This window comes from Roseibium sp. RKSG952, from assembly GCF_009711355.1.
The window spans coordinates 32,988-46,852 of the sequence record NZ_SMMF01000933.1; the positions used below are offsets into that span (position 1 = coordinate 32,988).

The following is a 13,865-nucleotide window of genomic DNA, read 5'->3' on the forward strand; positions in this document are numbered from 1 at the left end:
GGAGGTATTTTTTTGGAGTCCCTACTCGTCCTCATTGGCCTGATTGTTCTGGCCATACCCATTTCGATCATTGTGTTGTTGGTCGGTCAGTCCCGTTTGCGTAAACGGGTCGAACAACTCGAACATCAGCTCACGGAGATGTCGATGGGCGCGATTGAGCGAGCGCCTACTACATCACCCATGTCAGCTGCTGAGCAGGAACTTTCCGAGGAGGAAAAAGAACAGTCGAAACCTGCGCCATGGTCTGCGCCAACAGCGGAGGGGATGCCTGCGGCGGTTGAGAGTGAACAAACCGACACGAGCGTCGTTGAAGCCGAAGAAGAAGACAGTGGAGCGATTGTCTTTCGCGGGGATCGTATTGCGGCGCTGGGCGCTTGGCTGCGCGAGAATTGGTTTTATGCGGTCTCTGCTCTTTCACTAGCTCTCGCAGGTATATTCCTCGTCCAATATGGCGTCGAAAATGGCCTGCTGCCACCCACTGCCCGGGTGTTGGCCGCGCTGGCCTTTGGTGCAGCTCTAATCGTAGCGGGCGAAGTGGTGCGCCGCCGGTTCGGCGACGATGAGGACTCGGCCACCGCCTATTTGCCGTCGGTATTCTCGGGCGCAGGGCTTGTGACGCTGTTTGGGGGCGTGCTGTCCGCGCGACAGCTGTATGATCTGATCGGCCCCGAAACCGCATTGTTTGGAATGGTCGTGATTGCACTGACGGGGCTGGTGCTGGGTTGGTTTCATGGCCCGCTATTGGCCGCTGTTGGTCTGATCGGAGCTTTCGCAGCACCTTTCATGGTTGGTGGCTCATCGAATGATCCTTCATGGCTTTACGGATATTTTTTCGTGATCGCCGTGCTGGGGCTGGGCATCGATACCGTCCGGCGATGGGCCTGGATTTCGGTGCTTACGCTGGTTGGGTCTTACGCAACGGCCTTGCTGCTGGTCTTGTCGTCGCCATCAACTGAACCAGCATATCTGACATTTGCCACAGTTCTTGCGCTGATTACGATCGCAATTCCGGTCAGGCGGTTGATCCCCGATCACTCGGGACTGATGGTTTTGGAGACCATCCGACGCAAGAAAGGGGGGGCTTGGCCTGAATTCCCAACCCGGCTGGCTTTTGGGGCAGTGGTTGCCAGTTCCGTGATCCTCTCGCTTCACTGGGCAGACTCGTCGTCGGAGTTCTGGCTTGGCATAGTCTTGTTCGTTGCATTGCTGTTTGCGCTGTTCATCTGGGCAAAGGATGCACGCGCCCTGCAGGACCTCGTTGTGTTCCCTGCTGCGGGTCTTGTGTGGTCGGTTTTTTCACACGGGATGGACGGAGGTTCTGTTGAACGGGCGTTTGCGGCGACCTATGCGGAAACCGCCGAGGCCGACTATCCGATGGTCGTCACTATCTTGGTCGCGTTGGGTGCAGTGATCACATTGCTTGCCGCATGGCGTTCCTTCATGGGCGGGCGTTTTGCTGTTGTCTGGGCAGGGGGCGCTGCAGTGTTCGCGCCAGTGATGGCAATCGCGCTGGAAATCGGCTGGAACCCTGCGCAGGTGATCGGGGCCTACCCATGGGCTCTGCATGCCATTGCACTGGGCGCAGTGATGGTGGTTCTGGCCGAGCGGTTTGCGCGAATTGACGGTGAATACCGCATGCGCACAGCCTTGGTCACTCTTTCAGCCCTGTCCTGTCTGACCTTCGCCTGTGTGATTGTCCTGAGTTCGGCCGCGCTGACAGTTGCGCTTGTCGTAACGGTGGTGATTGCCGCTGCTTTGGACCGAAAATTCACACTGCCGCCGATGAGTTGGTTTATTTGGGCCGGAGTGTTTTCAATCACGGTAAGGCTGGTCCTCAATCCAGGTCTTGAGTGGGCGGATACAGCACCGTTGCTCGAAATGACACTTGTCTATGGCGCGGCAGTTATTGGCTTCCTGATCGCATGGTGGCTGCTGAGGCCACTCACGCGGCCGGTGGCTGTGCTGTTGCTGGAAAGCGCCGCATGGGCGACCGGTGGCATATTGCTGTCTCTGCTGCTGATGCGCTGGCTCGAGGGGTTCGGCGAAGGCGGGGCTCAGAGCAGCCCGTGGGGACTTGGGTTGCTTGCCGTGATCTGGCTGTTGCTGGCCTATGCTCAGGTTCAGAGGTTCGAGCTGGGTGGCAAGCTGAACTACGCACGCTATTTGCTTGCGGGCTTTTTCGCGGCACATGGTGTGGTGCGTCTGGCAGAGGCGCTGATCGAACAAAACCCGCTGCTCCATCTCTACGTCGATCCGGTGCTTGGCCCCCCGATCCTGAACACGCTTGCGGTGGCCTATCTGTTACCCGCGCTGGTCATCGGGCTTTCAGCGTGGCGGATTCCGTCGATGCCCTTGAGGCTGAAACAGATCAGCTACGTTGCTGCAGGCGCGCTTGCAGCATTTTGGCTGGGGCTTGCGATCCGCCACTTTTGGCAAGGGGCCGAGGGTATGTACGAGGGCAATGGTGTCACGCAGCCCGAGTTGTACACCTACACTCTGACGCTGTTGGTAATTGGCGCAATCTTGTTCTACCAGTCGCTCGCCCGTCAGTCCGATCTGATGCGCAAGGCAGGATTGGTGGTGATCGGCCTCGCCGTTGCCAAGGTGTTCCTGATAGATATCGCGGGTCTTGGCGGTCTGATCCGGGTGTTCTCGCTGCTTGCACTTGGCCTTGCGCTGGCTGGTCTGGCCTGGCTGAACCGCTGGGCCAAGCTGCGCCATTCGCCGCAGCAGGCAGAACCTCTGGACCATTAGGCGCGGGCAGCCTATAAGCGCGGCCATGTATGACCGGACGGCCATCATTATTCGAATTATATCCCCGGCGCTCTGACCACCTGAGACGCCGGGCAAAGGTGTTTGAGACTTCGCACCGACCGCTTCGATCCTAGTACGACCAGATCATCCAAAGGACGCCCCCAATGTGCGCCGACACGATCCAGACACCTGATTACAAAGACACGCTGAACCTGCCCAAAACTGACTTTCCCATGCGCGCTGGCCTGCCCAAGCGCGAGCCTGCTTGGCTGGAACGCTGGGAAAAGATCGGCGTCTATGACCGCCTGCGTGAGAAAGAGGGCCGCACGCCCTTTACCCTGCACGATGGCCCCCCCTATGCGAACGGCCACCTGCATATCGGCCACGCGCTGAACAAAACCATCAAGGACATGATCGTGCGGTCTCATCAGATGATGGGCCATGACGCGCGTTACGTGCCGGGTTGGGACTGCCACGGTCTGCCGATCGAATGGAAGATCGAGGAACAGTACCGAAAGAAGGGCAAGAACAAAGACGAGGTGAACATCGTCGACTTCCGTCAGGAATGCCGCAAATTCGCCGAAGGCTGGATCGACATCCAGCGCGAAGAGTTCAAGCGTCTGGGCATCACCGGCAACTGGCCCGATCCCTACATCACCATGGACTATCACGCCGAGGCCGTGATCGCCGACGAGTTCATGAAGTTCCTGATGAACGGCACGCTCTATCAGGGCTCCAAACCCGTGATGTGGTCGCCCATCGAGAAAACCGCTCTGGCCGAGGCTGAGGTCGAGTATCACGACAAGGAAAGCTTCACCATCTGGGTGAAGTTCAAGGTCGTTGGGCAGACGCAAGAGGCGGCAAAAGCCGGCAATCAATTCAATGTTGATTTGCAGGATGCCAACGTCGTTATCTGGACCACAACGCCTTGGACCATGCCGTCGAACAAAGCGGTCGTATTCGGACAGGACATCTCCTACGGCCTGTACGAAGTTACCGGTACACCGGACGAGTGTTGGGCGAATGTGGGCGACAAATTTTTGCTGGCCGACAATCTGGCCGCTGATGTATTGGGTCGCGCCCGCCTGAACGATGATCAGTGGCATAGAGTACGTGCGGTTCCTGCAGAGGAACTCGCCACTTTGAAAATCCGCCACCCTCTCGCATATGTTGAAGGTTCAAACGGATATTGGGATGTCGAACGCGACTTCCGCGCTGCTGACTTCGTGACCGATACCGAAGGTACCGGTTTCGTCCACTGCGCGCCGTCCCACGGTATGGAGGAATTCGAACTCTATCGTGATCTAGGGATGCTGGAACAGGTCATCACCTATAACGTGATGGACGACGGCTCATTCCGTGCGGATCTGCCGTTCTTTGGTGGCAAATACATCCTGTCCCGCAAAGGTGGCGAGGGTGACGCGAACAAAGCCGTCATCGACAAACTGGTCGAGGTCGGCGGGCTGTTGGCGCGTGGCAAGATCAAGCACAGCTATCCGCATTCGTGGCGTTCCAAGGCTCCGATCATCTATCGCAACACGCCGCAATGGTTTGCGTCCGTTGATCGCAAGCTGGATGACGGCATGGGCGAGATGGGGGATACCATCCGCGAACGCGCCCTGCGCTCGATCGACGAGCTGGTGAAATGGACCCCACAGACGGGCCGTAATCGCCTGTATTCGATGATCGAAGCGCGCCCGGACTGGGTTCTGTCCCGCCAGCGCGCCTGGGGCGTGCCGCTGACCTGCTTTACCAAAAAGGGTGCTCTGCCAACTGATGCGGATTACCTGCTGCGCAACGAAGACCTCAACGCCCGCATCAAGACGGCGTTCGAGAAAGACGGCGCGGATGTCTGGTATACCGATGGCTTCAAAGAGAAGGTCCTCGACGGTATCGCCAACCCCGACGATTACGATCAGGTCTTCGACGTGCTGGACGTGTGGTTTGACTCAGGGTCCACCCATGCGTTCGTTCTGCGTGATCGCGAAGACGGGACCGAAGATGGTATCGCCGACGTCTACATGGAAGGCACCGACCAGCACCGCGGGTGGTTCCATTCCTCGATGCTGCAGGCTTGCGGCACCAAGGGCCGCGCGCCTTACCGGAACGTTGTGACCCACGGCTTTACGCTGGACGCAAAGGGCAACAAGATGTCCAAGTCGCTGGGCAACACCATCGTGCCGGAAGAGGTCGTCAAACAATACGGCGCGGATATCCTGCGTCTGTGGGTGGCCCAGACCGACTATACCGCCGACCAGCGGATCGGGCCGGAAATCCTGAAGGGCACCGCCGACAGCTATCGCCGTCTGCGCAACACCATGCGGTTCATGCTGGGCTCGCTGGCCGACTTCACCGAGGCTGACCGGGTTGATCCGCAAGATATGCCGCGTCTGGAACGCTGGGTGCTGAGCCGTTTGGCCGATCTGGATAGCCAAGTCCGCAAGGGCTATGCCGCGTTCGATTTCCAGGGCGTGTTCAGCGCCGTGTTCAACTTTGCCACGGTCGATCTGTCGTCCTTCTACTTCGACGTCCGTAAGGATGCGCTGTACTGCGACGGCGACAACCTGCGTCGTCGCTCGGCGCGCACCGTGTTGGACATCCTGTTCCATCGCCTGACCACTTGGCTGGCGCCGGTTCTGGTCTTCACCATGGAAGAGGTCTGGCTAGAGCGGTTCCCGGGCGATGACAGCTCGGTCCATCTGGTCGACTTCCCCGATACGCCCACCGATTGGCGCGACGCTGAACTGGAAGCCAACATGGCCAAGGTACGCCGTGTCCGTCGTGCTGTGACTGCTGCGCTCGAAGTGCAGCGTCAGGACAAGGTTATCGGCTCCAGCCTCGAGGCGGCACCGATTGTGCATATCGAAGACGCTGAAACCCGCGACTTGCTGGCAACATTCGATGTGGATGACATGTGCATCACTTCGGGACTAACCGTTACAGGCGATCCTGCCCCGGCTGAGGCTTTCCGTGCGCCAGAAATCGAAGGCGTCGGCGTCGTGTTCGAAAAGGCCGAAGGTGCGAAATGCCAGCGGTGCTGGAAGATCCTGCCCGATGTCGGACGACATTCGCACGAAGGCGTCTGTGGCCGCTGTGACGAAGCGCTGAGCTAAAGCAAACAAGCCCCGCTCTTTTACCAAAGGGCGGGGCTTTTCCTTGGTTGCGTCAACTCTGTCAATCTGCGAGCCTGCGCTTATGCCAATGATCGCGGTTGAAACACAGTTCGGATGTCTTGGGGTCGAAGAAACAGACGGCGCAATCACGCGTTTGGTTTGGAACGGTACGAACAAAGAACCAAACACCCCGTTGTTGAAAGAGGCTGCTGCGCAGCTGACGGCATATGACGAAGGCCGGCTGGAGCAGTTCGATCTGCCGTATCACGTCGATGGCTCCGAATTTCAGCGCCAGGTTTGCGATCTTATGTTCGCCATCCCGTTCGGAGAGACCCGAACCTATGGCGATATTGCGAAAGAGCTGGGCCAGCCTGCCCAGCCTGTGGGGCAGGCGTGTGGTGCCAACCCGATCCCGGTCATCATTCCGTGCCATCGGATTCTGGCTGCGAACAGTCTTGGCGGGTTTTCAGGGCAGGGCGGTATTGAGACCAAAGTAGCTCTTTTACGGCACGAACGCGCGGCGGGCCTGCTGATCTGATCGGTTGAATCCTGTTGCAATCCACTTGTTTGCGGCCCAACTTATATCAGATGCTGAATTTAAAGGACCGCATTGTATGACTGCCCAGACAGACCGTGCCGCCCGGAAAAAGGCGATCATTGACCGGCTTATGTCGCTTGAAGAGCAAGAACTGGCAACTGCTCAGGCGCATTATGATGCATTCCTGAAAGATGCGCAGCTTGATGACCGGGAAGGGCATGACAAGGACGACATAGCTGCGTCACGCGAGAATGCGGATCTGGCCGCAGCCTTTGATGCGCCGGTTCATGCCCATCACGCCAAGATCGACGTGATTGAAAACACGGATTTCAGCGTGACCGATACGGTGCAGCCCGGCGCGGTGATCAAATTCAACAACCGGCGTTTTGTGGTATGCGTATCGACCACCCGGTTTGAGGTGGACGGCAAAACCTACATGGGAATTTCAACACAAAGCCCGATTTATCTGGCGATGGTTGGTTTGAAAGAAGGTGACTACTTTACGCATAACGGGACTGAATTCGAAGTCGAAGAAGTCCTGTAGAAAGGCTCTCGGTCGCTGTCATGGTCCAGCGCCCATTGAGATTTGTCACCCGTTTCGCTGCGGGATCAGTTGCTGAGCAATACCCGCAGACACCAGATACAAGCTAGTGATTACCAGACCCCAATGTGCCCAGCTTTCCGGATGGAAATCGACCCAGGCCGCCCAACCCGCAAAGAATGTCCATGCCAGTGCCATTGGCAGTGACAGGGTGCGCCAACGCTCGGTGCGCACCGGATGAATGAACTTGAGCGGCAGGAACATAGCGATTGCCAGTAATGTGACCAGAATGAGGATGAACCCGAAGTTTGGCTCGAGTGCAAAGATCACAACGACAAACATGTTCCAGCATCCGGGGAAGCCTGAGAAAGAGTTATCCTTGGTCTTCATCCGTGTGTCGGCAAAATACATCGCGCTTGCAAAAGTGATGACTATGATTGCGAACCAGCCAGTCCAGCCGTCCATCAACCCGGATTTGAACAATGCATAGGCCGGGATGAACACATAGGTCAGATAGTCGATGATCAGATCCATGAGCACCCCGTCAAATTCAGGCGCGTTCTTCTTGACGTCATAATGCCGGGCCAGGGGGCCATCGATCCCGTCTACGATGAAAGATACTACGAGCCAGAGATACATCAGGCTCCATTTTTCTTCGACGGCAGCCAGCATGGCCAACATTGCAAAAACAGCGCCGGTTGCGGTGAACAGATGAACGGAAAGAGCTTTAAATCTGAGTGTCATGCAGGTGTCATGAACGATGCAAGCCGGAGATGCAAAGCAAAAAGCCAGTGGCTGCCGATGCGCTCAAAAATTGTTTAGGTAGTGTGGGTCTTATGCCTTCGGATGCGCGCGGTTGTAAACTTCCATCAGCCGCGCCGTATCAACTGCTGTATAGGTTTGCGTAGTTGACAGGGATGCGTGGCCCAGCAGCTCCTGTATCGCCCGTAGATCCCCACCAGCCGACAGGAGATGCGTGGCAAAGCTGTGGCGCATTGCATGTGGCGTTGCCGTTGACGGCAGACCCAGTTGCATACGTGCCTTGGCCATGACGCCCTGAATGGCTCGGGGGTTTAACTGTCCACCGCGCACGCCCCTAAACAAAGGCGCATTGGGTGATTGTGAATGAGGGCACAGTTGCAGGTAATGCTCGACACTGTCTTTCGCGGCTTGGATTACCGGAACAATCCGTTCCTTTCCGCCTTTTCCAAGAATACGCAAGGTGGATGGCAGTGGTGCGTCTGCTCCCTTTAGGGATAGGGCTTCGGAAATGCGAAGGCCACACCCGTACAGCAATGTCACAACGGCGACGTCACGTGCAGCGACCCAGTCAGAAGTCGATTGCAATTCGACAGTTTCGATCATCGCGCGGGCGGCATCTTCAGCCAGCGGGCGCGGGAGTTTCTTGGTGTATTTCGGTGCGCGCGTTGACAGAACGGCTGTTGGTTCAAAACCCTCACGCTCTGCCAGCCAGCGGTAGAATGTTTTGACAGCGGAGAGTTTGCGTGCCAGCGAACGCGCGCCTACACCTGTTTCGCGCTGTTGCGCCATCCAGGCCCGCATGTCTGAGACTGTGATCTGCTCCAGCGCAGCCAGCCCCTGCCGCGCACTATTATGGAGTGTCATGAACGACAGGAATTCGCTGACATCACCACGATAGGCCGTCAACGTGTTTTCCGATCGCCCCGAAAGCGCCCCCAGACTATCTAGCCAGTGCTGGAGTGCATCGCGGCACGCCGGAGAGATCAGGCTCACGTCAGCCAGTGGCGCATCGAGCGTTCGAACACGCCAGCAAAAAAGGCCAGAAGATCGGTTCCCAGCTGGGGTGAGAAATGTCTGGGATCCTTGGCGCCCATGACGATCATGCCGGGCAGGCGACCTTCGCCAAGATCAAGCTTCAGGCACGCCTCGGAGCGCAGCTGGTCGGCCTTGTCGCCATAGATTCTGCGATTGGAGTGGTGTATTTCGCGCAAGGTGACATCCCGGGGTTGCCCGCTGCGATCATAGGTCAGATAGCTGTCGATGAAGCCGGGCTCTGCGACTGTAAGAACACCGCCCAGTTTGTCGACTGCGGGGTCGTCCTGAATAAGTGTGGTTTCCAGAACCAGAGTGACTTTATCGACGCGCAGTATTTCGGCGACGTCATTACCCAGCGTGCGAAGGAAATCTTCGAACTCGACGGGTTCAAGCAGACGAAGAATGGCGCGATGAACCTGATTGGTGCCTGCCAGATTTTCGTAGGCAGCTGCGATCACCGAACGATGGGTATCCTCCAGCCGATCCAGCCGGGCTTCGAGCCGCTGCATGGCGATCCCGCGCAGATCGATGATGTTGTCACCACGTGCGCGCTCATTCGCAGTTACAAGCGCCTGCATCAGGTCCTTGTCATCCAGCACTGCGTCAGGCTCAGCCAGAATCGCGGCGCGGAGATTATCCTCGAGTTTCGGGTTGCTGCTCATTTCCTGTCCGGTCTTTTTTTGTTGCGCGGTTTATAGCATGGGACACCGGATTTGACTTGGAAAAAATGCACCTGAAGCTCGAATTAGTGCAGCAATGTGGTGGTAAGGTGCTCCCGCCTGCAACTCTCTGATCAGAGATCAGATTTTGCAGTTGGGCCTAGCGCGGCGCCGAGGGCGCCGCGCGGGTTCGCAGAAACTGTCGGGATCAGAGAATTTTCTGACCGGTCTTGGCCCAGTCGGCCAGGAAGGTTTCCAGACCCTTGTCAGTCAAGGGGTGATCGGCCAGCTTCTTGATGACGGCGGGCGGTGCGGTGATCACGTCGGCGCCGATACGGGCGCTGTCGGTCACGTGGTTCACGGTGCGGATCGAGGCCGCCAGGATTTCGGTTTCAAACCCGTAATTGTCATAGACCTGACGGATATCGGCGATCAGGTCCATGCCATCGAGGTTGATGTCGTCGAGACGTCCGATGAAGGGTGAGATGAAAGTCGCGCCTGCCTTTGCCGCCAAAATGGCCTGATTGGTCGAAAAGCACAGAGTTACGTTGACCATCTGACCTTCGTCCGAAAGCGTCTTGCAGGTTTTCAGGCCGGCCCAGGTCAGCGGTACCTTCACGGCGATGTTCGGAGCGATCTTGGCCAGCTTGCGGCCTTCGGCGATCATGTCGTCGGCTTCGGTGGCGACAACTTCGGCGGATACGGGGCCGTCGACCAGATCACAGATCTCTTTGGTCACTTCCAGAATGTCGCGACCCGATTTCAGGATCAGCGAAGGGTTGGTGGTCACACCGTCTACCATGCCCAAATCGTTCAGTTCGGCGATGGCATCGATCTCGGCTGTGTCTACGAAGAATTTCATGAGGGCAGTCCTTTGATGGGTTGGCCTTGGTCGCGGATGGCTTTACCCCAAAGAGAGACATGCTGAAACCCCCCGGCCCGAGGATATGCGTTGAGCACTCAGGAGTATTTTGACGAAGGCGAACTGGTGGCGGTTCTGACCACACAGCCTCTGGACCGGACGCTGGACTACAAAGCGCCCGAGGGTGGGTGTTTTCTGGGTGCATTCGTTGAGGTCCCGTTGGGGCCGCGTAAGGTTCTGGGTGTTGTCTGGGGACCAGGGCAAGGGGGGTTTGATCTTAACAAGGCGCGTTCAGTGATCCGGGTGTTGGAAGTTGCACCGATGCGCGAGGAGATGCGCGTGTTTCTGGGTAAAGTGGCGGATTACACGCTGACGCCGATGCCCGCGATGCTGCGGCTGGCAACACGCGCACCCGGATTGGGTGATCCACCGTCGATGCGAAAGATCTATCGCCTAGGCAATACTGAACCAGACCGGATGACCGACGCGCGCACCCGCGTGCTTGAGGTTCTGCGCGATTATGGCGGTCTTGCCTTTACGCTGAAAGAACTGGCCGAGCAGGCCGGCGTGACCTCATCTGTCGTCAAAGGGCTGGTCAAGCTGGGTGCAGTGCGGGAGGAAGACAGTCCCCGTGATCTGCCTTATCCGCATCTGGATCCGGATCTGCCAGGAAAAGAGCTGACCGAAGATCAGGCGGCCGCAGTTGCGAAGCTGCAGGAAGGTCAGCAGTCAGGGAGTTACGGAACCACGCTCCTCAAGGGCGTGACAGGCTCAGGTAAGACCGAAGTATATCTGGAGGCCGTGGCCGAGGCGCTGCGCATGGGGCGACAGGCGCTGGTTCTGTTGCCTGAGATCGCGCTGACCGCGGAATTCCTCACCCGCGTCGAGGCGCGGTTTGGCGCGCGCCCGGCTGAATGGCACTCGGGCGCGACGATGACTGAACGCCGCCGGGTCTGGCGAATGGTCGGGCAGGGGGATGCGCAACTGGTCGTCGGAGCGCGATCGGCCCTGTTCCTTCCGTTTCGCAATCTGGGCTTGGTCGTGGTCGATGAGGAGCACGACACTTCTTACAAGCAAGAGGATGGTGTCCAATACAGCGCGCGCGATATGGCCGTGCTGCGATCGGCCATCTGCGGGGGTCGGGTGGTACTGGCCAGTGCCACGCCTTCGCTGGAAAGCTGGGCCAATGCCGAGGCGGGAAAGTATGATCGGATCGATCTAACGTCGCGGTTTGGGGCTGCCGTTCTGCCCGAGATGAGGCCAATCGACATGCGGGCGGAACAGATGCAGCCGGGAACTTGGATTTCCCCATCTCTGCGTCAGGCAGTGCGACAGCGGATTGAGAAAGGCGAGCAGTCGCTGCTGTTTATCAATCGCCGTGGCTATGCGCCCGTTACCTTATGTCGGGCTTGTGGTGAGCAGATTGCCTGTGATCACTGTGATGCGCGGATGGTCGAACACCGGTTTTTGAAACGCTTGATGTGCCACCAATGCGGTGAGACGAAGCCGATGCCCGAGGTGTGCCCATCCTGCGGGGTCGAGGGCAAGCTGGCTCCGGTCGGGCCGGGGATTGAACGTTTGGCCGAAGAGGCTGAAGCGACCTTTCCTGAAGCCAATATTGCGATGCTCAGCTCTGATCTGTTTGGATCTGCCCGGGCCCTGAAAGCCAAGATCGAAGAGATCGCCGAAGGTGAGGCAGATATCATCATCGGTACGCAGCTGGTGGCCAAGGGGCATAACTTTCCGAAACTGACACTGGTTGGCGTGATCGATGCCGATCTCAGCCTGCATGGCGCCGATTTGCGCGCGGCCGAGAGGACATTCCAACTGATGCGCCAGGTTGCTGGTCGCGCTGGGCGGGCGGATAAACCGGGTCAGGCGCTGCTACAGACATTCCAGCCGGAACATCCCGTGATCCGGGCGATCTTGTCGGGGGACGAAGAAGGGTTCTGGAAGGCAGAAGCTGCCGGGCGGCAGGCAGCTGGCGTTCCCCCTTATGGTCGTATGGCCGGGATAGTGCTCTCGGGACCAGAAGTTGGTCCTGTGTTCGACATCGGAAACGCCATGGCGCGCAATGATGGCCCGTTGCGCGAAATCGGCGCACAGGTCTTTGGCCCGGCGCCCGCACCGATTGCCCGAATTCGCGGGCGGCACAGGGTGCGGTTGCTGGTCAAGGCCCCGAAAAGCGCGCCCATTCAGGATGCAATCGCGCGCTGGATCGCGCCTTTGCGGCTGACGGGCGATATTCGTCTGACTGTCGATATCGATCCACAAAGTTTCTACTGACTTCTGCACCAGTGCAGAGGCAATGTGCGGCGACTGCTTTCCTCTCGCCAAATTACAGAAATGGGCGTAGAGGACTCTCATGCTGAAACCAATGCCCCTATCCGAGGCGCAGAGCCTTCCGTTCTGGCGCCGACCCGTCACGCTCCTGTTCATGATGGCGCTGACTATGCCGATTGCATTCAACGGATGGAGTGCGTTGCTGAACAACTTCGTAATCGAAGTGGCAAACTTCGATGGCGCGGATATCGGCCTGCTGCACACAGTGCGGGAAATCCCCGGTTTTCTGGCTGTTGGTGTGATCGCAGTCATCATATTCGTGCGCGAGCAGGTGCTGGCGATGATCTCGCTGATGATGCTCGGTGTGGCCACAGCAGTAACGGCATGGTTCCCAAGCCTTGGTGGCCTGTTGTTTGTGACCCTCTTCAGCTCGATCGGTTTTCACTATTATGAGACGGTGAACCAGTCGCTTCAGTTGCAGTGGTTGCCCAAGGACCGCGCGCCCCAGGTGCTGGGCTGGCTGGTCGCCATGGGATCGGCAGCGACAGCAGTGGTCTACGGTCTGATCGTACTGACCTGGGACCGGTTTGATCTGTCCTACAATACGGTCTTCATGGCTGCGGGCGGAGTAACAGCCTTGTTGGCGCTGTTCTGTCTGCTCGCTTATCCGCAATTCGATTCACCGACACCGCAGACCAAGAAACTGGTCCTGCGTAAACGTTACTGGTTGTATTATGCACTGCAATTCATGGCCGGAGCACGGCGACAGATCTTTGTTGTCTTTGCAGGTTTCATGATGGTCGAGAAGTTTGGTTTCGAAGTCCATGAACTGACCAGCCTCTACCTGATCAATCTGGTGATCAACATGGCGGCAGCGCCGATGCTGGGTAAGGCAGTTTCCGTCTTTGGCGAACGCCGGACACTAATCTTCGAATATACCGGTCTGGCTATCGTGTTCGCAGCCTATGGCGGTATCTACTGGTTTGGCTGGGGCGTGCTGCTGGCGGCTATCCTCTATGTGATTGACCATGTTCTGTTTGCGCTGGCGCTGGCGCTGAAAACCTACTTCCAAAAGATCGCTGATCCGGCGGATATCGCGCCGACGGCAGCTGTGGCCTTCACCATCAATCACATCGCGGCGGTATTCCTGCCTGCGCTTTTGGGGTTGCTGTGGGTCGTATCACCCGGTGCGGTGTTCGCATTGGCTGCTGCAATGGCTCTGGTGTCTCTGGCGTTGTCTCTGCTGATCCCACGCCACCCTGAACCCGGCAACGAAACAATCCTGTCGAAATATGCGCCCGCGCCTGCAGAATAGGCG

The 13,865-nt window shown here is 57.9% G+C and carries 10 protein-coding genes; 6 read left to right on the plus strand and 4 right to left on the minus strand.

Going from position 1 to position 13,865, the window contains the following annotated elements:
* Positions 1-12: 12 nt before the first annotated feature.
* The 4 genes from E1297_RS25440 (at position 13) to E1297_RS25455 (ending at position 6,949) form a co-directional block, all read left to right on the plus strand.
* Entirely contained in the window at positions 13-2,754 is a 2,742-nt protein-coding gene (locus tag E1297_RS25440) for a DUF2339 domain-containing protein (RefSeq protein WP_155143300.1), read from the plus strand.
* A gap of 164 nt (positions 2,755-2,918) precedes the next feature.
* Entirely contained in the window at positions 2,919-5,867 is a 2,949-nt protein-coding gene (gene ileS, locus E1297_RS25445) for an isoleucine--tRNA ligase (RefSeq protein WP_155143301.1), read from the plus strand.
* 82 nt (positions 5,868-5,949) lie between these two features.
* Positions 5,950-6,405: a methylated-DNA--[protein]-cysteine S-methyltransferase gene (locus E1297_RS25450; RefSeq protein WP_155143302.1), complete on the plus strand. Its 456-nt coding sequence runs from the start codon at positions 5,950-5,952 to the stop codon at positions 6,403-6,405.
* 76 nt (positions 6,406-6,481) lie between these two features.
* Complete coding sequence (locus E1297_RS25455) at positions 6,482-6,949, plus strand: hypothetical protein (RefSeq protein WP_155143303.1); 468 nt, start codon at positions 6,482-6,484, stop codon at positions 6,947-6,949.
* Positions 6,950-6,994: 45 nt separating this feature from the next.
* Here the strand turns inward: E1297_RS25455 and E1297_RS25460 are convergent, their stop codons facing one another.
* The 4 genes from E1297_RS25460 to fsa all read right to left on the minus strand — a co-directional run bounded on the left by E1297_RS25460 (position 6,995) and on the right by fsa (position 10,264).
* Positions 6,995-7,690, minus strand: a complete 696-nt coding sequence (locus tag E1297_RS25460; RefSeq protein ID WP_155143304.1) for a phosphatidylcholine/phosphatidylserine synthase — start codon at positions 7,688-7,690, stop codon at positions 6,995-6,997.
* A gap of 90 nt (positions 7,691-7,780) precedes the next feature.
* Entirely contained in the window at positions 7,781-8,701 is a 921-nt protein-coding gene (locus tag E1297_RS25465; RefSeq protein ID WP_368669676.1) for a tyrosine recombinase XerC, read from the minus strand.
* Positions 8,698-9,405, minus strand: coding sequence for a DUF484 family protein (locus E1297_RS25470; protein ID WP_155143306.1), 708 nt, complete (start codon positions 9,403-9,405; stop codon positions 8,698-8,700). Before E1297_RS25470 ends, E1297_RS25465 begins: the two co-directional genes overlap by 4 nt.
* Positions 9,406-9,610: 205 nt before the next feature.
* Positions 9,611-10,264, minus strand: coding sequence for a fructose-6-phosphate aldolase (gene fsa, locus E1297_RS25475; RefSeq protein ID WP_152457215.1), 654 nt, complete (start codon positions 10,262-10,264; stop codon positions 9,611-9,613).
* 90 nt (positions 10,265-10,354) lie between these two features.
* On the opposite strand from fsa, the gene E1297_RS25480 reads away from it, so the two are divergent.
* Positions 10,355-12,550, plus strand: a complete 2,196-nt coding sequence (locus tag E1297_RS25480) for a primosomal protein N' (RefSeq protein WP_155143307.1) — start codon at positions 10,355-10,357, stop codon at positions 12,548-12,550.
* Between the two features lie 79 nt (positions 12,551-12,629).
* Entirely contained in the window at positions 12,630-13,862 is a 1,233-nt protein-coding gene (locus E1297_RS25485; RefSeq protein ID WP_155143308.1) for an MFS transporter, read from the plus strand.
* Positions 13,863-13,865 lie beyond the last annotated feature (3 nt).

Coding starts and splice junctions, on each gene's coding strand:
- E1297_RS25460 (WP_155143304.1), bottom strand. CDS start 7,690: ATGACACTCAGATTTAAAGCTCTTTCCGTTCATCTGTTCACCGCAACC.
- E1297_RS25455 (WP_155143303.1), top strand. CDS start 6,482: ATGACTGCCCAGACAGACCGTGCCGCCCGGAAAAAGGCGATCATTGAC.
- E1297_RS25485 (WP_155143308.1), top strand. CDS start 12,630: ATGCTGAAACCAATGCCCCTATCCGAGGCGCAGAGCCTTCCGTTCTGG.
- E1297_RS25470 (WP_155143306.1), bottom strand. CDS start 9,405: ATGAGCAGCAACCCGAAACTCGAGGATAATCTCCGCGCCGCGATTCTG.
- ileS (WP_155143301.1), top strand. CDS start 2,919: ATGTGCGCCGACACGATCCAGACACCTGATTACAAAGACACGCTGAAC.
- E1297_RS25450 (WP_155143302.1), top strand. CDS start 5,950: ATGCCAATGATCGCGGTTGAAACACAGTTCGGATGTCTTGGGGTCGAA.
- fsa (WP_152457215.1), bottom strand. CDS start 10,264: ATGAAATTCTTCGTAGACACAGCCGAGATCGATGCCATCGCCGAACTG.